This is a genomic window from Streptosporangium canum, assembly GCF_900113865.1.
In the GTDB taxonomy this organism is placed as follows: Bacteria; Actinomycetota; Actinomycetes; order Streptosporangiales; family Streptosporangiaceae; genus Streptosporangium; species Streptosporangium canum.
This window is the reverse complement of record NZ_FOQY01000024.1, coordinates 62,748-88,496: the sequence shown is the minus strand read 5'-3', so window position 1 is coordinate 88,496 and position 25,749 is coordinate 62,748. Positions and strand designations below refer to the sequence as shown.

Here is a 25,749-nt window from a genome sequence, read left to right as displayed (position 1 = left end):
TCTCGCACATCGTGGAGATCCGCCGCCAGGCGCTGATCGCCGAGGGACTCGACGACAAGAAGGCGAGCTCGGCGTTGCAGACCATGGTCCGTGACACGATCGGGCTGATCCCGGTTCCGGGCGCCAAACAGGTGGGGGAACTGGCCACCGGCGCCTTCGGGTCGCTGCTCACCACCCCTTACGACAAGGCGGCCGGGGCCGGCTACGACGCGACTGCCAAGTGGGTCGCCGGGCTGGTGTCGGAGAAGGGGCTGAGCCTGGACGAGACGTACGCGAGCCTGGCCGACAACCGGCTCGCCGTGGAGAGGCTGGCAGAGCAGATGATCGCCACCGCCATGCTGAACAAGGGGATGCTCGACGAGGTCGATCTGAAAGGCCAATCCTTCGCGGCCGGGAACCCTCCGACGATCAAGCCGTTCACCGAGATGAGCCCGTCGGAGTACAGTCAATTCCTTACATGGGTCCATGAAAACGGTAAGGGCAAGGACCTACATGACCGCTTCAGAGGTACCTTCCGCGTAACCAGCGAGGTGGATGACTACCTCAACCTCCAGATCCCGCCCTCCACGGGAGGCGGTAAATGAGGTTTCGCTGTCAACTGGTCGCGCTGATCGCCGTCATGCTCCTCGGTACGGCATGCACTCCGGAGGATTCGGCTCTCCCTACGCCTGCGCCGGTCGCCACAGACGCGATCGTTGATTCGCCCCCCTATGTCTGCAAATTTGTACCTGACCAGGCATTCCGGCTAGTCAGTGGTGTGAAAGGCTCTCTCAGCGAGCAGACGAATGGCAACGAAACGAACGGTGACTGCGGGACGCCGGGGGCCATACCTAAATCATTAAGCGTCGCGTGGATGCAGGAGGCCCCTCAATCGACGCGTGAGTACCTGGGCGAGGTCATGGATGACAGACGGAAGGTCTTCACCAGGCATGGAGCGGCTACTTTGCCCGCCGACCTTGGCGAGGGGCTAGCGGTACATCTTGCGTATGCGGGGGTTGACGAACAGCCGTACCAGGTGGTGGCCAGGTTCAATTGCGGCGGCAAGCAGAGGATCATCACCCTCTACCTGGCGCAGATCGCCAAGGGCAGGGATGGGATCAGGGACACGATCGAGCTGATGCGGATCGCTCAGAAACGCTACGGCCAGCTCTATGCGTGCACGCCCGGTAAGTAGCGGGGTGAGCCGAGTGCGCGGTGACTCGGTCCGTTCCCCAGCGTCATAGGGGGTGCCGCTTCACGGTCCCGTCAGCTGGAACCAGACGACACGGCCGGTTGGCGTCTCCTGCCAGCCCCAGGCCGAGGCCAGCTCCTGGACCAGCCAGAGGCCGCGTCCCCCACCACTGTCGAGGCCGACGTCCGTACAGACCCGGGGTTGATGTCCGGTCGATCCGGCGTCGATCACATCGACGTGGAGCGTTCCATCATAGTTGGCGACGGCCACGGCGACCCGTCCGTCGGGGAGGCGGCCGGAGTCGGAATGGCGCACCGCGTTGGTGACGAGTTCGCTGACGAGCAGCAGCGCGTCGTCGGCCTGGGCGTGTTCCACTACCTGCAGCAGGAGGCGGACGTACTGCCGTGCTATGGGTACGGAGTCGACCTGGGCGGGTAAGCAGATCTGCCCCAGCAGGCAGGGGGGCTTCACCGGGCCACCTCCATGAGCCGCTCGGCCGCCTCCCGCATCCTGCTGCGACCCGGCTGGTCGCGGCCCCGCTGGTCGCGGCCCCACAGGTTACGGCTCGGCCGGCTGTGGTGCCGGTCCCAGGTGAACACCGAGGTACGGCCCCGCTGCGTCGTGGTGACCCTCGCCCCTGGCGGCACGAAGATCTCCACACTCGGCCGCCGGCCGGGAGCGAGCCTGACCACGGAGTCGAACCCGAGATCGTTCAACTCCCAGGCCAGCTCCACCAACTCCCCGCCCCACCCCTCAAGATCACGCACTCTCATCCCTCGCCCGCCCTTCCCTTGAGTCCTGAGGTCATGCGATGTCGTCCACCATGCGTCCCGGTGGCAACTGACTTCGCAACACCACCAGATACTTCATCGCGTACGCTGAGTTAGCAAGCGATTCTGCAAAGTTACCAATTGATTCTTCTTGTGAGTTCCGCCGTATCGGAGCGGTGTTGGACGGCACACTGTCCGTAGTCGAATCGGGAGGTAGTTGTGGCGGCAGGACGTGGTCCCACCGTTCGGCGTCGGCGACTGGCCGGTGAACTGCGCAGGTTGCGCGAGCGTAAGGCACTGACGCTTGAAGAGGCCGCCGAGCGCGTCGGCTGGTCCACCGCGAAGGTGTCAAGGATCGAGACGGCCCGCGTCGGGATCACGTCACCCGATCTCACCCGCCTGCTTGACCTGTACGAACTCGACGCAAGCAAGCGAACCGCCTTGCACGCTCTGGCGAGAACAGCGAACACGAGGGGTTGGTGGGATGCCTATACGGACTCCCTGCCCAGCGATTACGCGACCTACATCCAGCTCGAAGTAGACACCGCCTTCATCCGTAGCTTCGACAGCATGCTCGTCCATGGGCTGCTTCAAACTGAGGATTACGCTCGTGAGGTGATTCGCTCAGCCCTCATGGCGCTGTCCCCGCCTGCCGAGATCGAGCGGCGTGTCGAAGTCCGTATGACTCGCCAGAACCTCCTCCTGCGACAGGAGGACCCGATCCGATTCTGGGCCGTGATCGATGAAGCCGCACTTACTCGCCGCGTCGGCTCAGAAGCAATCATGCAAGGGCAATACGCCAAGCTTCTTGAGTTTGCAGCTCAGGACAACATCACGATTCAAGTGCTGCCGTCCACTGCAGGTGCTCACCCAGCCACCGCTGGGACCTTCGCCATCTTGGAGTTCCGGGAACCACATGACCCCGATGTCGTGTATGTCGAGAGCATGACGAGTATCTTGTATGTAGAGAGCGATATTGAAATGTACAGATATACGCTTGCGTTCGATCATCTACGAGCGGCGGCGCTCAGCCCCGACGAGTCGAAACAGTTGATTTCACGTATGGCAGAGCAGTCTTCCTGAAAGCCCTGTTCCTAGCCAGAGAGCGCAGAGGTCTGAAGTGGACGTGTCCCGCATCGTATGGCGCAAGAGCAGCCGCAGCGGCGATGGCCCTAACTGTGTCGAGGTCGGCGTCTGGCACAAAAGCTCCCTCAGCGGGAACGGCCAGAACTGTGTTGAAGTCACCCTCGCCGACAGCCCCCAACCCGGAGCCGACCCCACCCCCGACGCTGACCGCCTCTTCCTGGTCCGCGACTCCAAGGACCCCGACGGCCCGGTCCTGGCCTTCTCCCCCGCCGAGTGGGACGCCTTCCTCACCACCATCAAGGACGGCACCCTGAAGGTCTGACCATGGTAGCGGGCCTGGTGCGGCGAGGAGGCAGCCGAAGAGAGTCGGCCCCCTCTTACTGATCCCGCGAATACGGTGCTGCCGCGAGGAGGTCCGGTGCCCGGCCTTCGCGTTCTCCGCGCCCAGCCGGAACCGGGCCGCCGGCCGGATTCGCGCAGCCGTACCGCGTGTTCCGTCGTTGAATGACGATGGAAAGAGACGGCCGGGTAGGGCGATGGCGCCGCCCCCTGCTGGGGGCTTTTCGATGTCGAGGGTGAACATCCCCCTTGACGTCGAAGAGTCGGCAAGACCCGGCGGCGACTCTGAATGTTTCATCACCCGCACCCCTCCAACACCCTTCCGACCTGCGCAGATGCCCGGCGTCCACCCCTGGGGAAAGCGCGTCGTTTACACCCTGATAGCAGCGATCTAGAGTTCGTTTCGCGTGAGCGCCTCACCGCCATCGATCAGTAATTCCTCATCCCCCGAAAGGGAGGGTAGTTCTGTGAGTAAATGGCGAAGTATCGCTGTCGCCGCTGCGGTCGCGCTCATGTCCACCCTGCTCGCCGTCGTTGTCGTACCCGGTCCGGCCTCGGCGCACGGCGCCATGATGGTGCCCGGCAGCCGCACCTACTTCTGCTGGCAGGACGGTCTGTCGTCAACGGGGCAGATCATTCCCATCAACCCCGCCTGCGGGGCGGCGGTGGCCCAGAGCGGGCCCAACTCGCTGTACAACTGGTTCAGCGTCCTGCGCTCCGACGGCGCCGGGCGGACCTCGGGGTTCATCCCCGACGGCCAGGCGTGCAGCGGCGGCAACCCCGGCTACAGCGGGTTCGACCTCCCGCGCGCCGACTGGCCGGTCACCCACCTGACCTCCGGATCGCAGATCCAGTTCAAGTACAACAAGTGGGCCGCCCACCCCGGCTGGTTCTACCTCTACATCACCAAGGACGGGTGGAACCCCGACCGGGCACTCACCTGGGGTGACCTTGAGTCCCAGCCCTTCCACACCGCCGACCACCCGGACAGCGTCGGTTCTCCGGGCACCAACGACGCCAACTACTACTGGAACGCCACGCTGCCCTCGGGCAAGTCCGGCCGCCACATCGTCTACTCGGTCTGGAAGCGCTCCGACAGCGCCGAGACCTTCTACAACTGCTCCGACGTCGTCTTCGACGGCGGCAACGGAGAGGTGACCGGCGTCGGCCGGCCAGGCCCCACCCCGACCCCCACCCCGACGGTGACGCCGACCCCCACCCCGACGCCCACCGTCACGGGCGGACCGGGTAGCGGGTGCACCGCCACCTACCGGACCGTCAACTCCTGGTCGGGCGGGTTCCAGGCCGAGGTGACCGTGGCCAACCGGGGCTCCTCCAACCTCAACGGCTGGACGGTGAACTGGACGCTCGGCAGCGGCAGCACCGTCAACAGCCTGTGGAACGCCACCTACACCACGTCCGGGTCCGCTGTCACCGCCAAGAACGCCGACTGGAACCGGACGATAGCGCCCAACGGCTCGACCACGTTCGGGTTCACCGGCGGGGGCACCAGCGGCTCCCCCACCCTCACCTGCACCAGCCCCTAGGAACACCGGGTCCCGCACCCTCACCCGCACCAGTCCTGGGAACACCGGGTCCCGGCCGGTCGCCTGCACCAGTCCTAGGAACACGGGTCCCGGCCGGTCGCCGCCGGCCGGGACCGCCGTCCGCCTCCCGTGGACCGCTGCCCACCTCTCACGGAAGGAGCCCCGTGGTGTCCGGAAAGGCGGCCCCCGGAAAGCCGGGAAAGAGGGTCTCGTCGTGGCTGGGTCTCATCTCGCTCGGGACCGCGGCCGCCCTGGTCGCGGCGGCCTGCGCCGGCGGGGAGCCGCCGGCTCAGCACACCGCCGCACACCCACCGGCCCGGACCACCCCCGCACACCCGCCGGCCCGGCAGTCCACCGCGCACCCGCCGGCCCGGACCACTACGCACCCGCCGGTCCCCCCTTCCGGGTGTACGGCCACGGTCACCCTCGTCGAATCGTGGCCGGGCGGTTACCGGGGCAGCGCGACGATCCGCAACGCCGACGGCCGGCCGATGCGGGACTGGTACATCCAGTGGATCATGCCCCGGGGTGTCACGCTCACCCAGGCCTGGAACGGCACCCCCATGCAGAGCGGCCCCGTCGCGATGATCCACGCCCCCACCGGGAAGCCCGCCCTGCCCCCGGGGGCCACCGTCTCCGACATCGGCTTCGTGGGCGCCGCCGCCTCACCCCCGGCCTTCACCCAGATCACCTGCGGTTAGCGCCGCACCGCGTCAGCCCGTGGAGGTCGCGGTGAGCCGGGCGGTGGGATCGCCCCAAGGACGCCGGGGAGGACGGCATCGCGGTCCGGCGGGAGGCCGTACCCGCGCTGGAGCGAGCCGTACCGGATGCCGGGCGTCGAGGTGCGATCGACACTTCCGAAGTCGCCCAGATTACGGATCATCACGCGATAGCGTCACTTCGGGCGCATTCGGAGTGTGCCCGAAGATTTCCGACAGAGAAGGACAGTGATGCGCGTATCCGTGATCGGCTGCGGCCACCTCGGCGCTCCGCACTCCGCCGCGATGGCGGAACTCGGCCACGAGGTGATCGGTGTCGAGCTGGACCCCGACAAGTGCAGAGCCCTGGGCGACGGCATCGCCCCCTTCTATGAGGCGGGCTTCGAAGACCTGCTGGCCAGACATACCTCCTCCGGCCGGCTCCGCTTCACCACCGACCTGGCCGAGGCCGCGGACTTCGCCGACCTGCACTTCGTCACGGTCGGCACTCCGCTGCGCGAAGACGGACGCGGCTACGACGTGTCCCAGGTGATCGGCGCGGTGCGGTCGCTGGTCCCGCTGCTGCGCGGACCGGCCACGATCGTCGGCAAGAGCACGGTGCCGGTCGGCACCGTCGCGCGGCTCCAGGAGATCGTCGACGCCGGCGCGCGGGGCTCCGGTGTGGAGCTGATCTGGAACCCGGAGTTCCTGCGTGAGGGCCACGCCGTGCAGGACTCCCTGTTCCCCGACCGGATCGTGGTCGGCCTGACCTCCCCGCGGGCCCGCGAGATGGTCGAGGAGGTGTACGCGCCGATTCTCGCCCGCGGGGTGGGATTGATCGTCACGGACCCGCCCACCGCAGAGGTGATCAAGTCGGCCGCGAACTCGTTCTTGACCACCAAGATCTCGTTCATCAACGCGATAGCCGAGGTGTGCGAGTTCGTCGGCGCGGACGTGAACATGGTCGCCCACGCGATCGGCATCGACACGCGGATCGGACACGGCGGGATGCGACCGGGCATCGGCTACGGGGGTGGGTGCCTGCCCAAGGACGTGGCGGCCTTCACCCATCGGGTCGGCGAGCTGGGCGCGCGGCACGCGCACGAGCTCCTGTCGGCCGTCGAGTCGGTCAACGCCGGCCGGCCCCTGGCGGCAGTCGAGCTGATCGAGAAGGCGAACGGCGGCCCGATCAGCGGTCGCGTCATCGCGCTCCTCGGGGCGTCGTTCAAGGCCGGAACCAGCGACGTGCGCGACTCGCCCGCCCTGCGCCTGGCCGGGCAGCTGGCGGAGCGTGGAGCGGTGCCGGTCATCTACGACCCCGAGGCCCTGGCCGCCGCCCGCACGCTGTACCCGGAACTCGCCTACGCCGACACCGCCGAGCGGGCTGTCACGGACGCCGACCTTGTCGTGCTCGCCACGGAGTGGCCGGAGTTCACCGCCGACCCCAAGCTCCCCGTGGCCGCCGCCGGCCTGGTGCGCCGCAAGGTGCTGGTGGACGTGCGCAACGCCGTCGAGTCGGGTATGTGGCTCGCCGCCGGGTGGGAGGTCTGGCAGCTCGGCCGCCAGCCCCAGCTGCCAGAGGCGCATTGATCGCAACAGCCGTCCGGCCGCCGGGATGTTTGATCGACTTCACGGCGACGGCTCATCAAGGTGGGGCGTTCGATCGCATTCGCCCCCCAGATCGCATTCGCCCCCCAAGAAGTGGCACATGCCCCGCCGTTACCGTTCAGGCGTTCCCGCCCTGCTCATCGTGAGTGTGTACGCCGTCGCGCTGGCGGTCGCCGCCGTGATCGCGCTGTCCGCCGGCGACCTCGGCGTGTTGTGGTGGCTGTCGCTGTTCACGGAGGTGGACGAAGACGCCGCGGCGACGTGGCCGTCCGTGCTCGTCCTGGTCCTGGCCGGCACGCTGTGGGCCTGGGCGGGGTGGCAGAGCCTGCGCGGGCCGCCGGCGGGGCCGCCGCCCGAGCTGGACCGGGACACGCGGCGGCTGCGGGCGGCGCTGTACGCCGCGGCGGCGTCCTGGCTGTTCTACTTCCTCATACCGTCCTGGCCCTGGTGGGCGACGGCGCTCGACGCCGTGGTGATGTGGGTGGTCGTGCTGCTGTTCCACCCGGTGCTGGAACGCAGTCTGAAGTATGCCGATCACGTGCGGGGCGCGGGTGTGCTGGGGTACGGAGGCACCGCCGCCGTCGCCCCTTCCGGCGCGGCCGTCGACGCCGTGACGGCCGCAGCCGGGTCCTATAGCCGGCGGGCCGGCCGTCAGCGCTTCCCGTAGCGCTGCTTGAAGCGCTCCACGCGACCGGCGGTGTCGATCACCCTGCCGCGCCCGGTGTAGAAGGGGTGGCTGGCGGCGGAGACGTCGACGTCGACCAGCGGGTAGACGTTGCCGTCCTCCCATTCGACGGTCTTGCCACTGGACATGGTCGAGCGGGTCAGGAAGGCGAAGTCCGCGCTGGGGTCGCGGAAGACGACCGGACGGTAGTCGGGGTGGATGCTCTGCTTCATGGCTATCGGTCCTCTCGGAACAGCACGTGCTTGCGGAGGGTCGGGTCGTACTTGGTGAGCGTGAGACGGTCCGGGTCGTTGCGCCGGTTCTTGCGGGTCACGTAGGTGTAGCCGGTGCCCGCGGTCGACCGCAGTTTGATCACGGGACGTAGCTCGTTCCTGGCCAAGCTCGGCTCCTCTCTGGTTGACGGACCATGCGACGCCACCGATAACCGTTTTCACTGCTGCGGCATTCCCGCGGGAAGGCCCCACCTCCGCGATGCTCATCGCCGGCCGTCTGCAGGGCCCGGTGCACGAAGCCCGAGCCCGCCCAGCCCCTGTCGGAGGCGGATACGACGTCGCTCGGCCGTACGGCCGCGCAGCCGTCGAGCCGGATCTCGGCGGAGATCTCGTGAAGGATGATTCTTCCGGTCGGCGGGCACCGTTCTCACCTGGATTTCCCGCACCGAAAACACGTTGCGCGACCGGCGGCTGACCGGCCATTCTCGACTTATTCGGACCATGTACGGAGAACGAATATGAACCAGCGGATGAGTATGCGCGACGAGGCTCGCGTGTGACGATTGGCGACGTCACGCGCGAGCCGTCCCGGACCTGTCCGGGGCGGCTTCCGCATTCCCGGCGGGTGAGGGCGCTGGTGTGCCCGGCGGTTTCATAAGCCGCTCCGGGTGGGTTCGATTCCCACACCCGCCACCCAAGCCGAGGACGGGGCGATTGCCGCGCCTGCCCTCCGGCCTCCACGGCGCGCGGGAGAGCTCCCCCTCGGCCGGTCGTCGCCGGCGGGCCGGCTCCGGACATGACTGTGGCCGGACCACCCTCGCGGCATCGGATGCGGCGAGGGTGGCCCGGCCACCGGAGGGGTTACCTCAGGCCGGCGTCGACGGCGCTGGTCAGGGTGCCGGGGTCACCGGACATCTCCCAGATCATCACGCCGAGCAGGCCCTTGCTCCGCAGCCACGCGGTCTTCTTCGCGATCGACCAGGCGTCGTCGAAGGTCCACCACTGGCCGCCGTTGCCGGTGAAGCAGTAGGTCGCGACCGACTGCTCGTCGTGCTTGATGGTGCAGCCCGGCACGCCGGCCAGCAGGTTGCTGTACCCGCGGGTGCCCGCCTCGTCCGGGAACTGCCCCGGCGCCGCGCCGGTGGCCGACTGCCACTCGCCGGACTTGCCGCCGTCGGCGACCCCCTGCCAGCCGCGCCCGTAGTAGGCGAGGCCGACAGTGATCTTGCGCGGGTTCACCCCGGCCTGCAGGTAGGCGTTGACCGCGTTCTCGACGCTGAAGTGGAACGAGTACGGGTCGTCGGTGTCGGCGTACAGGTTGCCCTGGTGGCCGGCCCGGTTGGGCTCCCACGAGTTGTCACTGCCCGAGCCGTGGAAGTCGTAGCCCTGGACGTTGAAGATGTCCAGGGACTTGGCGACCTCGGGCAGGTCCCAGCCGGCCTCGATCTTCGCCGGGTCGGCGGGGGTGAAGGCGGTGAGCTGGTAGCGCTTGCCGGTCTCCTGGGTCAGGGCGTCGAGCTGCTTGCGGAATTCGGCGATCAGCAGCGTGTTGTTCGCCTTGTCGTTGGCGCCGATGTGGTTGCCGGCGTGGCCCTCAGAACCCGGCCACTCCCAGTCCAGGTCGATGCCGTCGAAGATCCCGGCGGCGCTGCCCGGACCGCCCGCGGCGTTGTAGGCCGGCAGGTTGCCCTTGATGTAGGTGTCGATGCAGGAGCTCACGAACTTCTTCCGCGCGGCGTCGGTGGCCGCCACGTCGGAGAAGTACTTGGAGTAGGTCCAGCCGCCGAGCGAGATCAGCACCTTCAGGTTCGGGTACTTCGCCTTGAGCTTGCGGAGCTGGTTGTAGTTGCCGCGCAGCTTCTCCCAGCCGGTGTCGGCGACGCCGTCCACCGACTGCGCCGCGCTCATCGGCCTGCCGTAGTCGGCGTCCGCGTCACCCGCGCCGTCACCCTGGTTCGGGTCCTGGGGGTTGGCCGTGGTGCCCTTGGTCACGCCCTGCAGGCAGGTCAGGTTCACCGGGTCGATGTTGCCGAAGGCGTAGTTGAGGTGGGTCAGCTTCGCCGCGGCGCCGGTCGTGTCGAGGTTGCGCACGAAGTACTGCCGGCCGTAGATGCCCCACTGCACGAAGTAGCCGACCCTGGCGTAGCCGCTGCCGACGATGTCGTCGGTGCTCACCTTCAGCGCGTTGCTCGCGGCCGAGAGGTTGTCGTACAGGTCGCGGGCCTTGACGGTGAAGGTGTACTCGGTGGACGGCGACAGCCCGCTGACCGTGGCCGAGGTGTCGGTGACCGTGGCCGCGAGGGTCGTGCCGACGTAGACCTCGTAGCCCGCGATGCCCTTGTTGTCGGTCGAGGCCCCCCACGCGAGGGAGACGCTCGACGAACTCTTGCCCGTGCTGCGCAGGTTGGCGGGCACGGTGGGCGGCTGGGTGTCGTCACCGGCGTTGTTGGTCGTCACCTTCAGCGCGGCGCTGGCCGGGGAGAGGGTCCCCTTCCTGTCCTTGGTCTTGACGGTGAAGGTGTATTCGGTGTTCGGGGTCAGGCCGGTGAGGGTCGCGGCCGTCCCGGTGACCGTCGTGGCGAGGGTGGCGCCGTTGTAGACCTGGTAGCCGGTGATCGGCAGGCTCCCCGGGGTCGCGGCGTCCCACGCCAGCGACACGGTCTTGGTGGTCTTGACCGGTGAGCGCAGGTTGCCCGGCGCGGCGGGCGCCGTGTCGGCCGAACCGTCGCACCTGACGTCGTTGATCCGGCAGTTCTCCGGCTCGGCGGACGCGCTGAGCCGGAACGAGGGGCTGTAGGGCTCGGTGGACCCGCGGGCCGCCACCGTCGTGTTGTAGTGGGCCGGGCTCAGCGTGACCTGGCGTCCGCTCTGGCTGATCGAGGCGTTCTCGGCCCCGCTCGCGGTGACCCCGGCGGGCAGGTCGAAGGTGATCGACCAGCCGTTGAGCGCGGCGTCGGTGTTGTTGTTGACCACGTACTTGCCCTGTGTCCCGCTTGCCGAGTAGGTGGCGGTGACGGGCGCGTCCGGCGGCGGCGGGTCGCCGCTGCCGTCGCAGTTGGCGTTGTTGATCGTGCAGCTCGTCGGCTGGACCGCCGAGCTGAGGGTGAACGTGGGACTGTAGGGCTCGGTGCTGCCGTTCGCACGCACGGTGTTGATGTAGAAGGCGGGCGTCAGCTTGACCCGCGTCCCGCTCTGGGTGGTGGTGGCATTCTGGGCTCCGCTGACCGTGACCCCGGCGGGCAGGTCGAAAGTGATCGACCAGCCGGTGACCGGGGTGGTGCCGGGATTGCTCACCACGAACTTGCCCTGGTTGCCGGCCAGGGTGAAGGCTGCCGTCAGGCGGGCGGCGGCGTTGGCGGGAGCGCTGATGGCGGCGAGGGCGGTCGCCAGGACGAGAACCAACAGCACAGAGGCGGTTCGGCGCATGCGTGGACTCTTTCTTAAAGGAAAGTTTCCTAACAATTACGCGGATCGTAAACCTGGCGCTCCATGTCGACAAGACCCAAAACAGCGCAGTTCAACCGGATGCGGGCGCGGCGGATCGGACGCCCCCGAGAGCCCGCCGGCGGGCGGGCCCGGACGGGACGGCGGACCCCGTGGCGTCGTCCGCACGCTCGGATGAATGCCCGGTGAGCCCTGTCCACCAGCGGCCGTCAAGATGGCCACTCGGCAATGACGTCAGCGGGGTTGCCATGACGTCAAAATGACGTCATAGTAATGCTTATGGACGTCACGCCCTTCGTCGAAAACCTCCGCCGCGCACTGGTCGCCTCGGCGGCGGTCGCCGCCCCCGAGACCCGGGCCGCCGTGGAGAACCTCACGACGGCACTGGACTCCGCCGTCAGGCTCACACTCATCGACGCGCTCTCCGCGGCGGCCGACGAGGTCACCAGGGAGCTCGCGCCCGGCTCCGTCGAGATACGGATCCGCAACCGCGAGCCCGAGTTCGTGGTGACGCCGCCCCCGGCGGCGGACGCCTTCACCCCGTCGTTCCCGCCCCCGCCGCCCGGCCCGCCGCCGCTCCCCACTCCCCCGGAGCCGCCCCTGCCCCCCGGCGAGGCGGGCACCGCGCGCCTCACTCTGCGGATGCCCGAGTCGCTCAAGGGCCGGATCGAGGAGGCCGCGAGCCAGGAGGGCGTCTCCGTCAACGCCTGGCTCGTCCGCGCGGTCTCGACCGCCCTGACCGGCGCCCCGCGCGAGTCCCGCTCGTCCACCACCGGAAAGCGCATCAACGGCTGGGCCCGCTGACCCACTCCCCCTCTCACACGCGCCATAAATCCCCACAACCCGCAAGGGAGATTCCGCCATGCCCGTATTCCAGACCCCCGGCCCCGTCGCGCTCCAGGTGAAGTTTCCCGCGGGCGATCTGAACATCACGGCCACACCTCGCGAGGACACCCTGGTCGAGGTACGGCCGGCCGACCCGTCCAGGTCCATCGACGTGGAGTGCGCCAAGCGGACCCGCGTCGAGCAGATCGACGGAACGATCTTCATCGAGACGCCCGAACAGCACCTGACGCTGGGCCGCACGCCCCGGCTGGAGGTCGTCGTCGGCCTGCCGGAAGGGTCGCGGGTCGACTCCGTCACCGCCTCGGCCGGCGTCCGGATGACCGGCGCTCTGGACAACGTCTCGGTCAAAACCGCCTCCGGCGACGTGCGGATCGACCGGTGCGCCGGCCTTGCCGCCAAGACGGCGAGCGGTGACGTCACCTGTGACGTCACCGAGGGCGACGCCTACGTGAAGACGGCGTCCGGAGACGTCGGCCTGCGGGAGGTGCGCGGCGGAGCGGAGATCTCCACCGCCTCGGGCAGGGCCGAGCTCGGCGTGGTCGGCGGCTCCGCCACCGTCAAGAGCGCCTCCGGGCGCGTCCGGATCCGGGCGGCCGGCGGCTCCGTCCAGGTGAAGAGCGCGTCGGCCGACGTCACCGTCGACACGGTCGCCCGTGGAAACGTCTCGGTCAAATCCTCCTCGGGTGACGTCGTGATCGGCGTCGCCGCGGGGACCGACGCGTGGCTCGACGTCTCCTCGGTCTCGGGCGACGTCGGCTCCTCACTCAACCAAGCCGACCAGCCCGCCGCCGACGCGGAGCAGGTCGAGATCCACGTCCGCACCACGTCCGGCGACATCTCCATCACCCGCGCCCACTGAGGCGTCCGCGCCCGCCGGTGAGACATCCCCGACTCCGCGCCCACCTGTGGGCACCCCCGAAGGAGATCCATGATGAACGACCCACAGATCTACGCCTTCTCCCGCCTGCGGCACGCCGAGATGATCGCCGAGGCTGAGGCCCTGCGCGGCGCTCCGAAGCGCCCCGGCGCCTCGCGCCGGTGGGCGGCCCAGGCCCTTCACGGGCTCGCCGACCGGATCAGCCCGGCGCCGGTCCGCGGATACGACCGCCGCCCCGCCCCGCACGGGCCGACGGCAGCCTGAACGCCACCCCGCCGTAACCGCCCGGACGGTCCCTGTCGCACCTCGGACTCGACCTGCCTCTCCGACCTGCCTCTCCGACCGGCCCGATGTCGGGGCGACGCGGTAGCTTGGGGGCTGCTCACCACGGCCGCCCAGCACAGCTGCCACCACGAGGGAAGAGAAATCGTGACGACGTCTATTCATCAGCGGATCGCCGAAGAGCTTGGTGTGCGCGAACGGCAGGTGCAGGCGGCCGTGGAGCTGCTCGACGGCGGGGCCACCGTGCCGTTCATCGCCCGCTACCGCAAGGAAGCCACCGAGATGCTCGACGACACGCAGCTGCGTACGCTCGAGGAGCGGCTGCGCTACCTGCGCGAGCTGGAGGAGCGGCGCACCGCGATCCTGGAGTCGATCCGCGGCCAGGGCAAGCTCGACGACGCCCTCGAAGCGCAGATCGTGGCGGCCGACTCCAAGGCCCGCCTGGAGGACATCTACCTGCCCTACAAGCCCAAGCGGCGGACCAAGGCGCAGATCGCCAGGGAGGCCGGGCTCGAACCGCTCGCCGACGGCCTGCTCGGCGACCCGTCGGTCGACCCGCAGGCCGCCGCGGCGGCCTTCGTCGGCGAGGGGGTGGCCGACGCCGCCGCCGCGCTGGACGGAGCCCGCGCCATCCTGGTCGAGCGGTTCGGCGAGGACGCCGACCTGGTCGGGGAGCTGCGCGAGCGGATGTGGGGCAAGGGCCGCCTGGTCGCGGCGGTCCGCGAGGGCAAGGAGGAGGCGGGGGCCAAGTTCTCCGACTACTTCGACTTCGCCGAGCCGTTCACCAAGCTGCCCTCCCATCGGATCCTGGCGATGTTCCGGGGGGAGAAGGAGGAGGTCCTCACCCTCACCCTGGAGCCGGAGGAGGAGCCCACCGGCACCTACGAGGGACGCATCGCCCACCGCTTCGGCGTCTCCGACCAGGGGCGTCCCGCCGACAAGTGGCTGGCCGACACCGTCCGCTGGGCCTGGCGCACCCGCATCCTCGTCCACCTCGGCATCGACCTGCGGATGCGCATGTGGCAGGCCGCCGAGGAGGAGGCGGTGCGCGTGTTCGCCGCCAACCTGCGCGACCTGCTGCTCGCCGCGCCCGCCGGGAGCCGCGCGACGATGGGGCTCGACCCGGGCCTGCGCACCGGGGTGAAGGTCGCGGTGGTGGACGCGACCGGCAAGGTCCTGGCCACCGACACGATCTACCCCCACGAGCCGCGCCGCCAGTGGGACCAGTCGCTGGCCACCCTGGCCGCGCTGGCCAGGAAGCACGACGTGGAGCTGGTCTCGATCGGCAACGGCACCGCGTCGAGGGAGACCGACAAGCTCGCCGGCGAGCTGGTGAAGCTGGTCCCCGGGCTGACCAAGATCGTGGTGTCGGAGGCCGGGGCCTCGGTCTACTCCGCCTCCGCCTTCGCCTCCCAGGAACTGCCCGGCATGGACGTGTCCCTGCGCGGCGCCGTGTCGATCGCACGGCGGCTCCAGGACCCGCTGGCCGAGCTCGTCAAGATCGACCCCAAGTCGATCGGCGTCGGCCAGTACCAGCACGACCTCGCCGAGACCAAGCTGTCGCGCTCGCTCGACGCGGTGGTCGAGGACTGCGTGAACGCGGTGGGCGTGGACGTCAACACCGCCTCGGCGCCGCTGCTGACCCGGGTCTCGGGCATCGGCTCCGGCCTGGCCGACAACATCGTCCAGCACCGCGACGCCAACGGCCCGTTCCGCTCCCGCAAGGCGCTGAAGGATGTGGCCAGGCTCGGCCCCAAGGCCTTCGAGCAGTGCGCGGGCTTCCTGCGCATCCCCGGCGGCGACGACCCGCTCGACGCCTCCAGCGTGCACCCCGAGGCCTACCCCGTGGTCCGCCGGATCCTGTCGGCCGCCGGCGGCGACATCAGGAAGGTGATCGGCAACGGCACGGTGCTGCGGACCCTGCGGCCGCAGGACTTCGTGGACGACACCTTCGGCCTGCCGACCGTCACCGACATCCTGTCCGAGCTGGAGAAGCCCGGCCGCGACCCCCGGCCGGCCTTCAAGACCGCGACCTTCAAGGAGGGCGTGGAGAAGCTCTCCGACCTCACCCCCGGCATGCTGCTGGAGGGTGTGGTCACCAACGTCGCCGCCTTCGGCGCGTTCGTCGACGTCGGCGTGCACCAGGACGGGCTCGTCCACGTCTCGGCCCTGTCGCACAACTTCGTCAAGGACCCCCGCGAGGTGGTCAAGCCCGGCGACATCGTCCGGGTGAAGGTGCTCGACGTCGACATCCCCCGCAAGCGCATCTCGCTCACCCTCCGGCTGGAGGACGAGCCCGCCAAGGGCTCCGGCCAGCGCGACCAGCAGGGCGGCGGCCGGCGTGAGGGCGGCAACCGGGGCGGTCGGCAAGAAGGGCAGCAGGGCGGCCAGGGCCGCGGCGGCCGGCAGCAGGGCCAGGGGCAGGGGCGCGGCGGCCAGCAGCGGCAGGACCGTGGCGGCCAGCAGCGCAGCGCGCCGAGCGGCGCGATGGCCGACGCGCTGCGCCGCGCCGGGCTCGACGGCTCCGGCGGCAACCGCTAAAGGCCCCCGAGGCCCCGGCCTCCTCCTCCTCCGCCGCCGGAGGAGGAGGCCGTACGGCTCGCGGACGGGCGGCGTCTCCTTGATCGGACACGGCTCCCATGTGCCGTCGCCGTGCGAAGATCTGGTGGCATGACAGCGGAGCCCGAGCGGTGGAACCACAACATCCACTACCATCCGATGATCCTCAGAGCCGTGCCGGACGGGTGCGACCGGGCCCTGGACGTCGGCTGCGGTGAGGGGCTCCTCTCCCGAGAGCTGCGCCGGACCGCCCGGCACGTCTCGGCCATCGACCTCGACGGGCCGAGCATCGAGCTCGCCCGACGGCACGACGGGGCCTCGGGCATCGACTACCTTCTCGGCGACTTCCTCACCCACCCCTTCGAGCCCGCCTCCTTCGACGCCGTCGTCTCGGTCGCGACGCTCCACCACATGGACGCGGCCGTGGCGCTCGATCGGATGCGCGGGCTCCTGCGGCCCGGAGGGAGGCTCGTCGTCGTCGGGCTCGCCCGCAGCCGGTTACCCGCCGATCTTCCCTACGAGGTCGCCGCCCTCATCGGAAGCCGGCTGTATCGCAGGACCAGGACCTACTGGGAGCACTCGGCCCCGACGGTCTGGCCGCCGCCGGAGAGCTACGCCGGGATGCGGCGCGTCGCCGAGGAGGTGCTTGCGGGGGTGCGCTACCGGCGTCACCTGCTCTGGCGCTACTCCCTCATCTGGACCAGACCCGCGTCCTGAGGGAGTAGCGGGGGCGACGCGTGGATCCGCGCCCCGGGCCTCCGGCCCCGCCGGACGGCGAGCCTCGTGGGAGGCGGAGGACGCCGGTCAGGAGAACTCGGCGGCGATCAGGCCGAACAGCGCCTCGTCGACGAAGGCCCCGGCCACCCAGGCATGGTCGCGGAGCGTGCCCTCGCGCCGGAAGCCGGCCTTCTCCGCCGAGGCGATCATGGCGCTGTTGGTGACGAGCGTCTCCAGTCCCAGCCGGTGCAGGCCGCGGATCCGGAAGGCGTAGTCGCACAGCACCCGCAGCACATCGGGGGCGTACCCCCGGCCGCGGGCCTCGGGCAGCAGCGAGATGCCGAGGTGGCCGTTGCGGTTGAGGGCGTCGATCCCCCAGACCAGGCAGGAGCCCAGCAGGTCGCCCCCGGGGAGGGACTCGACGGCGAAGACGACGTTGGCCGGGTCGGGCTCCCGCCGCTCGTAGCGGGCGATCGCGTGGTCGACCGTCTCCGGGACCCAAGGGGCCGCGTTTGAGACGACAGCCGTCTCCACGTCGTCGTGCAACCGGTGGAGCGCGACCAGGTCGTCCTTGGTCACGGCCCTGAGCAGAACCCTGTCTCCACGAAGCATGAGCGGAACTCTAGTGCCGGACGGCGTGCAGGGGAGACGGCCGGCGGGGGCGGGCGGCCATGGTCACGACAGGGGGCGCCGGCCCCCTCCCCCGAGGGCGAAGGGCACCCGAAAGGGAGATCCCGTCGGCCGACGCCCCGTTGGCAGGAAGCTGTCATCGGCAGGGAACTTGCTGACTCCGTTTCGCCTGGTCCGCGGCCTCGGGGAGGCGCAGAGTTGGTTGTACAGGAACAGAACAACCACTCAGGAAAAGAGATTAAGAAATGAAGAGCTCCATCACCTCCCCGGCCAATTTCACCTTCGCCGCCAAGATCTCGGGCGCGATCGTCTCGGGCGCTCTCGCCCTCACCGCCGTCATCGGCGGCTACTCCGCCACGACCGCGGCCGGCACCACCTGGGACTCCGCCTCGACGGTCGCGGCGGGCACGACCTGGGACTCCGCCGGCACCGACGGCACCACCTGGGACGCCGCGAACGGCACCACGACGCTCTGAAATCAATCCGGAAAAACATTCCGGAGCACGCGAGGAAATCAAACAATGCTGGTCGAACTGACAATAAAGCGCATCACGCCAGAGGCGCCGGACAACTCGCCGATCGACGGCGTACGGATACTCTCGCTCCTTCCCGCACAATGGCGCAAAGAGCTCATCGCGGCCAACGGAGAGATCGTCGTCCGCGTGCACACCGATGACGGTGCCACCGCCGCACAGGTCCGCGTGAAGGCAACCGCGGCTCTCACCGCTCCGGAAGTCAGCCACTGGCGACTGGCGACCTGCGACATCCTGGCCATCGGCCACCCAGACCCCCGCCGGCAGTGACCCGTCCTGACCGGACGCGCGGCCACCGGCGAGTCGGCCCCTGAGGAACCCCGGCATCACATCGTGCGGCCGTCTTCGGCGAGGATCATCCATCCGGTGTGTCCGGCGGACCGCCCGGATTCCAGCGGACCGCCGCCGCCGCCTTGACGTCCACCGGCTCGGGGACGGCGCCCCCCTGCGCCGCCTTGATCGCCTCTTCCGTGGCGTCGATGCAGGCCAGGGTGCCGTCGGCGGTCACGATGTAGAGGCGGTCGTCGAGATACTGCATGGAGAAGGGGCGACTTTCCGCGGAGCGTACGGCAGGCGGGCGACAAATCCGACCGGACCCGGCGAACGGGAACGGACGCCGGGCCCTCGCGGCTCAGCGGGCGCCCGCCTCCTACTCCTCCTGGCGGTGACGGATCAGCGCGACGGCGACCGAGGCCACCGGGGCGGCCAGGAAGGCACCGACGATCCCGCCGAGGACGCTGCCCAGCGCGATGATGATCAGAATGGCCGCACTGGGCAGGTTGAGTGCCCGGCCGTAGATCTGCGGGGCGAGCACGTGCCCCTCCAGCTGCTGGACCAGCACGGTGACCGCGACCACGATCAGCGCCACCAGCCAGCCCTTGGCCACGAAGGCCACGACCGCCGCCAGCAGGCCCGCCGTGAACGCGCCCACGACCGGCAGGAACGCCCCGGCGAACGTCAGCACGGCCAGCGGCAGGGCGATCGGCACGCCCAGGATCCACAGCGCGATCCCGATGAAGAACCCGTCGACCATGCCGACGAGCGCCACCCCGCGGATGTAGCGGCTGACGACGTCGAAGATCACCGCGCCGCTCTCCCGCAAGGTCCGCCTGATTCCCCTGGGGGCCAGATCCACGATCCATTCGACGAGGCGGTCGCCGCTGTGCACGAAGTAGACCGACAGGATCATGGCCAGCACCACGCCGAACAGGATCTCCCCCACGGTGCGCACCCCCGCCAGGGCCCCGCTGGCGATCTGGCCGCCCCGCCGGCTCAGGTACTGCTTGGCCTGCTCGAACAGCTCCGTGGTCCTCTTCTCGTCCAGGCCGAGGGAGGACGCCAGCATCTGCAGGTCGCCGCCCGCCTTCCCGAAACTCCGCCGCAGCTCGGCCACGCCGGCGACCGTGGGCGGCACGAGCAGCGCGACCAACGCCGCCAGGAGGAGGAAGCCGCCGAGGCAGACCGCGGTGGTGGCGAGCGCCCGGCTCAGCCCGTGCCTCCTGAGCCGCTGGTACGGCGGGAGCAGCAGTGTGGTGATCGCCATTCCGAGGATGATGGGGATGACCACCACCTGGACCACGTAGAGGACCCACAGGACCAGGGCGGCCAGGGCGATGATCCCGAGCAGCCGCCACGCCGTGTCGCCCGCCCGCCGCAGCCCCCCGTCCCCCGCAGGGGCGGGGCCGATGCGCTCCCCCATGCTGGGCCCCTTCCCCGCGCGGATCGGCAGCAACCCTGCTGAGCTGGGCTGATGCGGTCGCGTCGGGGAATTCAGCCGCGTGGCGCGTACATGATGACGGCCACTCCCACCAGGCAGATGAGCGCGCCCGCCACGTCCCAGCGGTCAGGCCGGAACCCGTCCATGACCATTCCCCAGATCAGGGAACCGGCGATGAACACCCCGCCGTAGGCGGCGAGGATCCGGCCGAAGTCGGGATCGGGCTGGAACGCGGCGGCAAACCCGTACGCCCCCAGGGCGATCACTCCGCCGGCGATCCAGAGCGGCCCCCGCCCTTCGCGCACTCCCTGCCAGACCAACCACGCGCCGCCGATCTCGGCGAGGGCGGCGAACACGAACAGCAGCAGGGAGCGGGCGACGGTCATGCCGGCGACTGTACCCAGCCGCCAGCACCAGGCCGAGCACGACCAGCACCGCGACCTCGAAGACCACCACCAGCCGCTGGGTGACCCCGGCCGGGATGTCGTCGTTGGCCAGGTCGATCCCGGCCATCCGCACGACGTACGGCAGGACCACCAGGACCAGCACGCCCAGGGAGGCCAGGCTCAGCAGCCGCACCGGCCGGGCATAGGGGCTCGCGGCGTACCGCCGGGCCAGTATCAGGCCCGCCACCGGCATCGTCAGGAAGGCTACGAACGCCGCATACCGGTGGATGCCCCCGGACATCGACAGCGGCACCCCCGGCTCGTCGGTGGGGAAGGCGCCGATCAGCAACATGCACAGGCCCCAGACCCCGACCAGCAGTGCCGCCCCGCGGTCCGCGCCGCGCCGGGCCAGCGCGGCCCCGAAGGCCGTCGCGCCCACGGCGAAGGACGTGAGCGAGACGGGCAGCAGCCAGCCGTCCGGCTCGAACGCGTACTCGCTGATCACGGTGTGCACCGGATCGAGGCCCGCGGCCACATGCAGCCCGAGCATTGCCACAGCTCCGACGCCGATCGCCGCGTAGCCGCCCAGGATCATCCTGGATCCCGAAAAAACCTGACTTGCCATGGCTCAACCATGGCGACGGGCCGCTTTCCGCAGTACCGGAAATGATCCCCAGTCATCCCTGAGCGATCCCGGAGGAGGTCCGGGGCGCAGTAGTGCCCGCGTCAGGGGGACGGCCCCGGCGCCACCGCTGTGAGCTGGGCGAAGGAGATGAATGGTAGTGCCTGCCCCCTCAGGGTCCCGGCTCCGGGGGCCCCGCCGGCACAGGCGCGGCTCCGGGGGCCCCCGCTTGACTTAGAGCGCGCTCCAAGGAGCACAGTGGTGTCCATGGGGATCACCATCCAGGAGGCATCGCGCAAGTCGGGGCTGAGCGCGCACACCCTGCGCTACTACGAGCGCATCGGGCTCATCCACGAGGTGGACCGCGGCCCGAACGGGCACCGCACCTACGCGGGGGCCGACCTGGACTGGCTCGACTTCCTCACCAAACTACGCGCGACCGGCATGCCGATCGCGGACATGTGCCGCTATGCCGAGCTGCGCAGGCAGGGGCCGCAGACGGCCGCCGAGCGGCGGCGGATGCTGGAGGCCCACCGGGAGCGGGTCAGAGCACGGATCGCGCAGCTCACCGGGGACCTGGGAGTCCTCGACTACAAGATTGACTTCTACAACGCATTGGAGAGCCGATGAACAGGCGCCGTCTCGGCCAGGAAGGCCCGGAGGTCTCGGCCATCGGGCTCGGCTGCATGGGAATGTCGGAGTTCTACGGCGCGGCCGACGAGGCCGAGTCGGTCGAGGTGATCCACCGCGCCCTCGACCTCGGGGTGACCTTCCTCGACACCGCCGACATGTACGGCAGGGGCCACAACGAGGAGCTGGTCGGGCGGGCGATCAGGGACCGCAGGGACGAGGTGGTGCTGGCCACGAAGTTCGGCATCGTCAGGACCGAGGACCCGGCCCGCCGCGGTATCGACGGCAGCCCCGCCTATGTGAAGAAGGCCGCCGACGCCTCGCTCCAGCGGCTGGGCGTGGACCACATCGACCTCTACTACCTGCACCGGCGTGACCCGGCCGTGCCCGTCGAGGAGACGGTCGGCGCGATGGGCGAGCTGGTCGCCGAGGGCAAGGTCGGCCGGATCGGCCTGTCGGAGGTGAGCGCCGAGACGCTGCGCAAGGCGCACGCCACGCACCCGATCGCCGCCCTGCAGAGCGAGTACTCGCTGTTCACCCGGGGACTGGAGGAGGAGATCCTGCCGGCCGCCCGGGAGCTGGGCATCGCGCTGGTGGCCTACTCGCCGATCAGCCGGGGACTCCTCGGCGGCACGCTGGCCCCTGCCGGGGAGCTGCCCGACGACGACTTCCGCAAGCACCTGCCCCGGTTCACCGGGGAGAACGGGGCCCGCAACGAGGCTCTCGTCGGCGAGGTCCGCAAGATCGCCGAGGAGGTGGGCTGCACGCCGGCCCAGCTCGCCCTGGCCTGGCTGCTGACCCGGGGCGAGGACGTCATCCCGATCCCCGGCACCAAGCGGCTGCGCTACCTGGAGGAGAACGCGGCGGCGGCGGACGTCACGCTGACCCCCGGCCAGCTCGCCGCGCTCGAAGCCGCCGTGCCGACCGGGGCCGCCCTCGGCGACCGCTACCCGGACATGTCCTCCATCGAACGCTGACCCGCGCGGGGGAGCGGCCATGCCCCGGGGTCGGCGGGGCCGGCTTCGATCCGCCATCCGCCTCAAGACGGATTTCATCCCCCTGGCGCCCCCTCTACCCTCGCTTCATGAGCCCTCGCCCGCCCCCCGACGCGACCGACGTGCTGCTCGCGGCGGTCATGGCGCTGCTCGCCCGGGAGGCGGTGAGCGAGGAGCGGACCCGGATCACGCGCGAGCTGCACGACGTCGTCGCGCACAGCGTGAGTGCGATGGTCATGCAGGCGGGGGCCGCGCGGCTGATGCTCCGGCCCGACCAGGTCACCGAGCGCGAGTCGCTGAACGTGGTGGAGGAGACGGGCCGCGAGGTGGTGGAGGAGCTGCGCCGCATGCTCGGGCTGCTCCGCACCGGCCCCGAGTGCGACGGGCTGACGCCGCAGCCGGGCCTGGCCCGGCTGGACGACCTGGTCGACCAGATGCGCGCGGCGGGTCTCGACGTGCGGCTGAACGTCGAGGGCGAGCCGGTGCGGCTCCCCGCGGGTCTGGACCTGTCGGCGTACCGGATCGTCCAGGAGGCGCTGGCCAACACCCTCCGGCACGCGGGCCCCACCGGGGTCGGGGTGACGATCGCCTACCGGCCCGGGGTGCTGTCCCTGGAGATCCTCGACCAGGGTCCTCGCGCCGGCCGTACCGGGCACGGGGGCGGGGCGGGGCACGGGCTGATCGGCATGCGCGAGCGGGTCGCCCTGTTCCAGGGCCGGCTGTCGACGGGGCCGCTGCCCGGCGGCGGGTACGGCGTCCGGGTCACGCTCCCGCTGGCCGCGCGGGTCAGGCCGGGCGAGGTGGTCACCTGAGCGTCTCCGTCCTCCTCGCCCCGATCCGCCGGAGATCCTCATGCTCACCGCCCACCGCACCGACGAGAACCTGGAAGGGCGGCTCCCCGCTCACGGCGTCGCCGCCCGAGCGGCTGTCCGGCGCGATCCGCACGGCGGCTCGACCCGTAAGGATGCCGCGGCTCCGGGAGGCGCGGAGATCAGCCCCGCGGGGGGACGTGGTGCAGGAACACCGTTTCCCGGTCGCCCTGCAGCCGGACGTCGAAGCGGTAGGACCGCTCTCCCGAGGGCGAGGCGACCAGCGTGCCGCGCCGTACCGGGTCCAGGCCGGCCAGGAACGGCGCGTCGCCGGTGAGGTAGACGCGGGTCCAGACCGGCTTGAGCAGGCCGCGGGCGAAGACCAGGAGCGGGATGTAGGTGTCCGGCCTGGCGGTGCGGAAGCGGTAGGAGCCGTCGGCCTCGGTCGGGCAGCGCCCGAACAGGCCCGGCTGGCAGATCTCCAGCAGCGCGTCGGGCACCGGCTCGCCCGCGCCGTCCAGGACCCGGCCGTGCAGCTCGATCGCGTCCGGATGGTCCTCGGGCACCGCGAAGGGCCCCTCGGCGTACGGCAGGGCGTGCGCGAAGAAGGGGCCCACCGTCTGTGACGGGGTCGGGGGCAGCGACGGGGCCGGCATCAGTCCTCCTCGAAGGGGGTCGCGCCCAGCACGACGTCCCACTGGTAGCCGAGCGCCCATTCGGGCTCGGTGGTGTCCAGGTCGAAGGCGCAGACGAGCCGCTCGCGGTCCTGCGGCCGGGGCACCGACTGGAGGATCGGGTCATGGGCGAACAGCGGGTCGCCGGGGAAGTACATCTGGGTGATCAGCCGCTGGGTGAACGCGGTGCCGAACACCGAGAAGTGGATGTGCGCCGGCCGCCAGGCGTTGGGGTGGTTGCGCCAGGGGTAGGCGCCCGGCTTGATCGTGACGAACCGGTAGCGGCCGTCGGCGTCGGTCAGGCAACGGCCGGAGCCGGTGAAGTTGGGGTCCAGCGGGGCGGGGTGCCGGTCCACCGGATGGGCGTACCTGCCGGTGGCGTTGGCCTGCCAGATCTCCACCAGCGTGTCCGGCACGGCCCGGCCCCTGCTGTCGAGGACCCGTCCGGTGACGATGATGCGCTCGCCGATCGGCTCGCCCTCGTGCTGCCTGGTCAGGTCGTGGTCCAGCGGCCCGACCGGCTGGTGGCCGTAGACCGGGTCGAGCAGCTCGGCCGCCTCGGGGTCGAGGGCGGGCCGCACCGGCGGTCGTGTGGGCGCGCGCAGCACGGTGCTGCGGTAGGAGGGGGTGAGGTGGTGCGGGTGCGGGTCGTCAGTCACGGGGTGCTCCGAAGTCGAAGGGCAGGCCGACGTAGTTCTCCGCGAGCGTGGTCGCGGCGGCCTCCGAGGAGGTGACGTAGTCGAGGTGGGAGGTCTGCAGGCGCCTGCCGTAGGGGTCGTCGGTGTCGAAGGTGTGCAGCAGCGTGGTCATCCACCAGGAGAAGTGCTGCGCCCGCCAGACCCTCTTCAGGCAGGTGGCGGAGTAGGCGTCCAGCAGCTCGGTGGAGCCCGTCGCGTAGAGGCCGGCCAGGGCCTCGGTCAGCACCCGCACGTCGGCGACGGCCAGGTTGAGGCCCTTGGCCCCGGTCGGCGGCACGATGTGGGCGGCGTCCCCGGCGAGGTAGAGCCTGCCGTAGCGCATCGGCTCGGCGACGAAGGAGCGCATCGCGGACAGGTCCCTGGAGATGATCGGCCCCTCGGTCAGCGCGAACCCGGGGACCGTCTCCAGCCGCGCCCGCAGCTCCGCCCAGATCCGCTCGTCCGGCCAGTCGTCCAGCGAGGCGTCCGGCGGGACCTGGAGGTAGAAGCGGCTGATCTCCGGGGAGCGCATGCTGTGCAGCGCGAAGCCCCGGTCGCCGCGGGAGTAGATCAGTTCCTCGGCCGACGGCGGGACCTGGGCGAGAATGCCGAGCCAGGCGAACGGATAGTCCCGCTGGAAGATCGACAGAACCCCGTCGGGGATGGACGGCCGGCAGACCCCGTGGAACCCGTCGCAGCCCGCGATGACGTCGCAGTCGAGGCGCTCCCCCTGGAAGGTGAGGTAGGGATCGGCCTCGAGTGAGTGCGGGACGACGTCCGGGACGTCGAAGAGGATCTTCCCGCCGTCGGCCAGCCGCCGGGCTATCAGGTCCTTGACGACCTCCTGCTGGCCGTACACGGTGATGGCCCGGCCGGGGACGAGCCTCTCGAACGGGATCCGGTGCCCGGCCCCGCCGTACCGCAGCTCGATGCCGTGGTGCGGCAGTCCCTCGGCGCTCATCCGCGCGCCGACGCCCGCCTCGTTGAGCACGTCGACCGTGCCCTGCTCCAGTACGCCGGCCCGGACGCGCTGTTCGACGTACTCCCGGCTGCGCGCCTCCAGCACGACCGAGTCGATGCCCCGCAGGTGGAGCAGATGGGACAGCAGCAGCCCGGCGGGGCCCGCCCCGACGATGCCGACCTGAGTTCGCATGGGCCGAGCATTCCCCACCGGCCGCGATATCCGTACTCCCGGCTTCCGCTCAGTGGAACCCGCCCCCGGGGCGCCGCGCACC

Annotated in this window: 29 protein-coding genes, 1 tRNA gene and 1 pseudogene; 18 read left to right on the top strand and 13 right to left on the bottom strand. The window is 70.3% G+C overall.

The window, feature by feature from the left end; genetic code table 11:
* Positions 1–580 precede the first annotated feature (580 nt).
* Entirely contained in the window at positions 581–1,174 is a 594-nt protein-coding gene (locus tag BM085_RS43510; protein ID WP_143121118.1) for a hypothetical protein, read from the top strand.
* A 60-nt stretch (positions 1,175–1,234) separates the two neighbouring features.
* Here the strand turns inward: BM085_RS43510 and BM085_RS29145 are convergent, their stop codons facing one another.
* A complete protein-coding gene (locus BM085_RS29145; protein ID WP_177245332.1) occupies positions 1,235–1,642 on the bottom strand; it encodes an ATP-binding protein in 408 nt (135 codons plus the stop codon).
* A complete protein-coding gene (locus BM085_RS29140) occupies positions 1,639–1,944 on the bottom strand; it encodes a hypothetical protein (protein WP_093890075.1) in 306 nt (101 codons plus the stop codon). The genes BM085_RS29145 and BM085_RS29140 overlap by 4 nt, the downstream gene beginning before the upstream one ends.
* Positions 1,945–2,160: 216 nt before the next feature.
* Between BM085_RS29140 and BM085_RS29135 the strand changes: the two genes are divergently transcribed.
* The 6 genes from BM085_RS29135 to BM085_RS29110 all read left to right on the top strand — a co-directional run bounded on the left by BM085_RS29135 (position 2,161) and on the right by BM085_RS29110 (position 7,886).
* Positions 2,161–3,024: a helix-turn-helix domain-containing protein gene (locus BM085_RS29135; RefSeq protein ID WP_093890074.1), complete on the top strand. Its 864-nt coding sequence runs from the start codon at positions 2,161–2,163 to the stop codon at positions 3,022–3,024.
* A gap of 43 nt (positions 3,025–3,067) precedes the next feature.
* Positions 3,068–3,349 carry a DUF397 domain-containing protein gene (locus tag BM085_RS29130; protein ID WP_425443281.1) on the top strand — a complete coding sequence of 94 codons (282 nt, stop codon included), beginning with the start codon at positions 3,068–3,070 and terminating at the stop codon, positions 3,347–3,349.
* 484 nt (positions 3,350–3,833) lie between these two features.
* Positions 3,834–4,913 (top strand): lytic polysaccharide monooxygenase auxiliary activity family 9 protein, encoded by a 1,080-nt coding sequence (locus BM085_RS29125; protein WP_093890072.1) that lies wholly within the window; start codon positions 3,834–3,836, stop codon positions 4,911–4,913.
* A gap of 167 nt (positions 4,914–5,080) precedes the next feature.
* Positions 5,081–5,614, top strand: coding sequence for a cellulose binding domain-containing protein (locus tag BM085_RS43505; protein WP_143121117.1), 534 nt, complete (start codon positions 5,081–5,083; stop codon positions 5,612–5,614).
* 249 nt (positions 5,615–5,863) lie between these two features.
* The gene (locus BM085_RS29115) at positions 5,864–7,201 is read left to right on the top strand and encodes a UDP-glucose dehydrogenase family protein (RefSeq protein WP_093890070.1); all 1,338 of its coding nucleotides are present in this window, start codon (positions 5,864–5,866) and stop codon (positions 7,199–7,201) included.
* A 118-nt stretch (positions 7,202–7,319) separates the two neighbouring features.
* Complete coding sequence (locus tag BM085_RS29110; RefSeq protein WP_093890069.1) at positions 7,320–7,886, top strand: hypothetical protein; 567 nt, start codon at positions 7,320–7,322, stop codon at positions 7,884–7,886.
* On the opposite strand, the gene BM085_RS29105 is transcribed toward BM085_RS29110, so the two are convergent.
* Together BM085_RS29105 and rpmG are read right to left on the bottom strand one after the other, a co-directional pair.
* Positions 7,871–8,116 carry a type B 50S ribosomal protein L31 gene (locus BM085_RS29105; protein ID WP_093890068.1) on the bottom strand — a complete coding sequence of 82 codons (246 nt, stop codon included), beginning with the start codon at positions 8,114–8,116 and terminating at the stop codon, positions 7,871–7,873. The two genes, BM085_RS29110 and BM085_RS29105, sit on opposite strands and share 16 nt — an antisense overlap.
* Positions 8,117–8,118: 2 nt before the next feature.
* The gene (gene rpmG, locus BM085_RS29100; RefSeq protein ID WP_012893981.1) at positions 8,119–8,283 is read right to left on the bottom strand and encodes a 50S ribosomal protein L33; all 165 of its coding nucleotides are present in this window, start codon (positions 8,281–8,283) and stop codon (positions 8,119–8,121) included.
* Between the two features lie 453 nt (positions 8,284–8,736).
* On the opposite strand from rpmG, the gene BM085_RS44720 reads away from it, so the two are divergent.
* Positions 8,737–8,809 (top strand) — tRNA-Met (locus tag BM085_RS44720).
* Between the two features lie 168 nt (positions 8,810–8,977).
* On the opposite strand, the gene BM085_RS29095 is transcribed toward BM085_RS44720, so the two are convergent.
* On the bottom strand, positions 8,978–11,542 hold the full coding sequence (locus BM085_RS29095) for a glycosyl hydrolase family 18 protein (protein WP_093890067.1): 2,565 nt from the start codon (positions 11,540–11,542) through the stop codon (positions 8,978–8,980).
* Between the two features lie 297 nt (positions 11,543–11,839).
* Here BM085_RS29095 and BM085_RS29090 point away from each other — a divergent pair, with 297 nt between their 5' ends.
* The 5 genes from BM085_RS29090 to BM085_RS29070 all read left to right on the top strand — a co-directional run bounded on the left by BM085_RS29090 (position 11,840) and on the right by BM085_RS29070 (position 16,841).
* Positions 11,840–12,364: a toxin-antitoxin system HicB family antitoxin gene (locus tag BM085_RS29090; RefSeq protein WP_093890066.1), complete on the top strand. Its 525-nt coding sequence runs from the start codon at positions 11,840–11,842 to the stop codon at positions 12,362–12,364.
* Between the two features lie 58 nt (positions 12,365–12,422).
* On the top strand, positions 12,423–13,265 hold the full coding sequence (locus BM085_RS29085) for a DUF4097 family beta strand repeat-containing protein (RefSeq protein ID WP_093890065.1): 843 nt from the start codon (positions 12,423–12,425) through the stop codon (positions 13,263–13,265).
* 72 nt (positions 13,266–13,337) lie between these two features.
* Positions 13,338–13,547: a hypothetical protein gene (locus tag BM085_RS29080; RefSeq protein WP_093890064.1), complete on the top strand. Its 210-nt coding sequence runs from the start codon at positions 13,338–13,340 to the stop codon at positions 13,545–13,547.
* Positions 13,548–13,712: 165 nt separating this feature from the next.
* Entirely contained in the window at positions 13,713–16,106 is a 2,394-nt protein-coding gene (locus BM085_RS29075) for a Tex family protein (protein ID WP_093890063.1), read from the top strand.
* 129 nt (positions 16,107–16,235) lie between these two features.
* Complete coding sequence (locus BM085_RS29070; protein WP_093890062.1) at positions 16,236–16,841, top strand: class I SAM-dependent methyltransferase; 606 nt, start codon at positions 16,236–16,238, stop codon at positions 16,839–16,841.
* 87 nt (positions 16,842–16,928) lie between these two features.
* Here the strand turns inward: BM085_RS29070 and BM085_RS29065 are convergent, their stop codons facing one another.
* Positions 16,929–17,453 carry a GNAT family N-acetyltransferase gene (locus BM085_RS29065; RefSeq protein ID WP_093890061.1) on the bottom strand — a complete coding sequence of 175 codons (525 nt, stop codon included), beginning with the start codon at positions 17,451–17,453 and terminating at the stop codon, positions 16,929–16,931.
* A gap of 263 nt (positions 17,454–17,716) precedes the next feature.
* Between BM085_RS29065 and BM085_RS29060 the strand changes: the two genes are divergently transcribed.
* Both BM085_RS29060 and BM085_RS29055 read left to right on the top strand, forming a co-directional pair.
* Positions 17,717–17,947 (top strand): hypothetical protein, encoded by a 231-nt coding sequence (locus tag BM085_RS29060; RefSeq protein ID WP_093890060.1) that lies wholly within the window; start codon positions 17,717–17,719, stop codon positions 17,945–17,947.
* Positions 17,948–17,992: 45 nt separating this feature from the next.
* Entirely contained in the window at positions 17,993–18,274 is a 282-nt protein-coding gene (locus BM085_RS29055; RefSeq protein ID WP_093890059.1) for a hypothetical protein, read from the top strand.
* An 85-nt stretch (positions 18,275–18,359) separates the two neighbouring features.
* Here BM085_RS29055 and BM085_RS29050 read toward each other — a convergent pair whose 3' ends face one another.
* From BM085_RS29050 to BM085_RS47510, 4 genes and pseudogenes are all read right to left on the bottom strand, one after another.
* Positions 18,360–18,542: a hypothetical protein gene (locus BM085_RS29050; protein ID WP_093890058.1), complete on the bottom strand. Its 183-nt coding sequence runs from the start codon at positions 18,540–18,542 to the stop codon at positions 18,360–18,362.
* Between the two features lie 111 nt (positions 18,543–18,653).
* Entirely contained in the window at positions 18,654–19,703 is a 1,050-nt protein-coding gene (locus BM085_RS29045) for an AI-2E family transporter (protein WP_093890057.1), read from the bottom strand.
* 71 nt (positions 19,704–19,774) lie between these two features.
* Positions 19,775–20,107, bottom strand: coding sequence for a YnfA family protein (locus tag BM085_RS44715; protein WP_177245330.1), 333 nt, complete (start codon positions 20,105–20,107; stop codon positions 19,775–19,777).
* An 88-nt stretch (positions 20,108–20,195) separates the two neighbouring features.
* A pseudogene (locus BM085_RS47510) lies at positions 20,196–20,657 on the bottom strand (DUF998 domain-containing protein); the annotation flags it as partial.
* 339 nt (positions 20,658–20,996) lie between these two features.
* Here BM085_RS47510 and BM085_RS29035 point away from each other — a divergent pair.
* The 3 genes from BM085_RS29035 (at position 20,997) to BM085_RS29025 (ending at position 23,166) form a co-directional block, all read left to right on the top strand.
* Complete coding sequence (locus BM085_RS29035; protein WP_031158498.1) at positions 20,997–21,359, top strand: MerR family transcriptional regulator; 363 nt, start codon at positions 20,997–20,999, stop codon at positions 21,357–21,359.
* The gene (locus BM085_RS29030; protein ID WP_093890055.1) at positions 21,356–22,336 is read left to right on the top strand and encodes an aldo/keto reductase; all 981 of its coding nucleotides are present in this window, start codon (positions 21,356–21,358) and stop codon (positions 22,334–22,336) included. The genes BM085_RS29035 and BM085_RS29030 overlap by 4 nt, the downstream gene beginning before the upstream one ends.
* A gap of 107 nt (positions 22,337–22,443) precedes the next feature.
* Positions 22,444–23,166 carry a sensor histidine kinase gene (locus BM085_RS29025; RefSeq protein WP_093890054.1) on the top strand — a complete coding sequence of 241 codons (723 nt, stop codon included), beginning with the start codon at positions 22,444–22,446 and terminating at the stop codon, positions 23,164–23,166.
* A 179-nt stretch (positions 23,167–23,345) separates the two neighbouring features.
* Here the strand turns inward: BM085_RS29025 and BM085_RS29020 are convergent, their stop codons facing one another.
* From BM085_RS29020 to BM085_RS29010, 3 genes are read right to left on the bottom strand one after another with little or no spacing between them, the layout of a single operon-like run.
* Positions 23,346–23,819: a peptidase associated/transthyretin-like domain-containing protein gene (locus BM085_RS29020; RefSeq protein WP_093890053.1), complete on the bottom strand. Its 474-nt coding sequence runs from the start codon at positions 23,817–23,819 to the stop codon at positions 23,346–23,348.
* Positions 23,819–24,496 carry a protocatechuate 3,4-dioxygenase subunit beta gene (pcaH, locus tag BM085_RS29015; RefSeq protein WP_031158493.1) on the bottom strand — a complete coding sequence of 226 codons (678 nt, stop codon included), beginning with the start codon at positions 24,494–24,496 and terminating at the stop codon, positions 23,819–23,821. Before pcaH ends, BM085_RS29020 begins: the two co-directional genes overlap by 1 nt.
* Positions 24,489–25,667 carry a 4-hydroxybenzoate 3-monooxygenase gene (locus tag BM085_RS29010; RefSeq protein ID WP_093890052.1) on the bottom strand — a complete coding sequence of 393 codons (1,179 nt, stop codon included), beginning with the start codon at positions 25,665–25,667 and terminating at the stop codon, positions 24,489–24,491. Before BM085_RS29010 ends, pcaH begins: the two co-directional genes overlap by 8 nt.
* Positions 25,668–25,749 lie beyond the last annotated feature (82 nt).

Excerpts from the sequence above, each read along its gene's own strand:
- BM085_RS29095 (WP_093890067.1), bottom strand. The coding sequence starts at position 11,542 with ATGCGCCGAACCGCCTCTGTGCTGTTGGTTCTCGTCCTGGCGACCGCC.
- BM085_RS29070 (WP_093890062.1), top strand. The coding sequence starts at position 16,236 with ATGACAGCGGAGCCCGAGCGGTGGAACCACAACATCCACTACCATCCG.
- BM085_RS29065 (WP_093890061.1), bottom strand. The coding sequence starts at position 17,453 with ATGCTTCGTGGAGACAGGGTTCTGCTCAGGGCCGTGACCAAGGACGAC.
- BM085_RS29115 (WP_093890070.1), top strand. The coding sequence starts at position 5,864 with ATGCGCGTATCCGTGATCGGCTGCGGCCACCTCGGCGCTCCGCACTCC.
- BM085_RS29045 (WP_093890057.1), bottom strand. The coding sequence starts at position 19,703 with ATGGGGGAGCGCATCGGCCCCGCCCCTGCGGGGGACGGGGGGCTGCGG.
- BM085_RS29025 (WP_093890054.1), top strand. The coding sequence starts at position 22,444 with ATGAGCCCTCGCCCGCCCCCCGACGCGACCGACGTGCTGCTCGCGGCG.
- BM085_RS29085 (WP_093890065.1), top strand. The coding sequence starts at position 12,423 with ATGCCCGTATTCCAGACCCCCGGCCCCGTCGCGCTCCAGGTGAAGTTT.
- BM085_RS29050 (WP_093890058.1), bottom strand. The coding sequence starts at position 18,542 with ATGCAGTATCTCGACGACCGCCTCTACATCGTGACCGCCGACGGCACC.
- BM085_RS29035 (WP_031158498.1), top strand. The coding sequence starts at position 20,997 with ATGGGGATCACCATCCAGGAGGCATCGCGCAAGTCGGGGCTGAGCGCG.
- BM085_RS29090 (WP_093890066.1), top strand. The coding sequence starts at position 11,840 with ATGGACGTCACGCCCTTCGTCGAAAACCTCCGCCGCGCACTGGTCGCC.
- BM085_RS29140 (WP_093890075.1), bottom strand. The coding sequence starts at position 1,944 with ATGAGAGTGCGTGATCTTGAGGGGTGGGGCGGGGAGTTGGTGGAGCTG.
- BM085_RS29030 (WP_093890055.1), top strand. The coding sequence starts at position 21,356 with ATGAACAGGCGCCGTCTCGGCCAGGAAGGCCCGGAGGTCTCGGCCATC.
- BM085_RS29080 (WP_093890064.1), top strand. The coding sequence starts at position 13,338 with ATGAACGACCCACAGATCTACGCCTTCTCCCGCCTGCGGCACGCCGAG.
- BM085_RS29060 (WP_093890060.1), top strand. The coding sequence starts at position 17,717 with ATGAAGAGCTCCATCACCTCCCCGGCCAATTTCACCTTCGCCGCCAAG.
- BM085_RS29105 (WP_093890068.1), bottom strand. The coding sequence starts at position 8,116 with ATGAAGCAGAGCATCCACCCCGACTACCGTCCGGTCGTCTTCCGCGAC.
- BM085_RS44715 (WP_177245330.1), bottom strand. The coding sequence starts at position 20,107 with ATGACCGTCGCCCGCTCCCTGCTGCTGTTCGTGTTCGCCGCCCTCGCC.
- BM085_RS43510 (WP_143121118.1), top strand. The coding sequence starts at position 581 with ATGAGGTTTCGCTGTCAACTGGTCGCGCTGATCGCCGTCATGCTCCTC.
- BM085_RS29110 (WP_093890069.1), top strand. The coding sequence starts at position 7,320 with ATGCCCCGCCGTTACCGTTCAGGCGTTCCCGCCCTGCTCATCGTGAGT.
- BM085_RS29055 (WP_093890059.1), top strand. The coding sequence starts at position 17,993 with ATGCTGGTCGAACTGACAATAAAGCGCATCACGCCAGAGGCGCCGGAC.
- BM085_RS29020 (WP_093890053.1), bottom strand. The coding sequence starts at position 23,819 with ATGCCGGCCCCGTCGCTGCCCCCGACCCCGTCACAGACGGTGGGCCCC.
- BM085_RS29010 (WP_093890052.1), bottom strand. The coding sequence starts at position 25,667 with ATGCGAACTCAGGTCGGCATCGTCGGGGCGGGCCCCGCCGGGCTGCTG.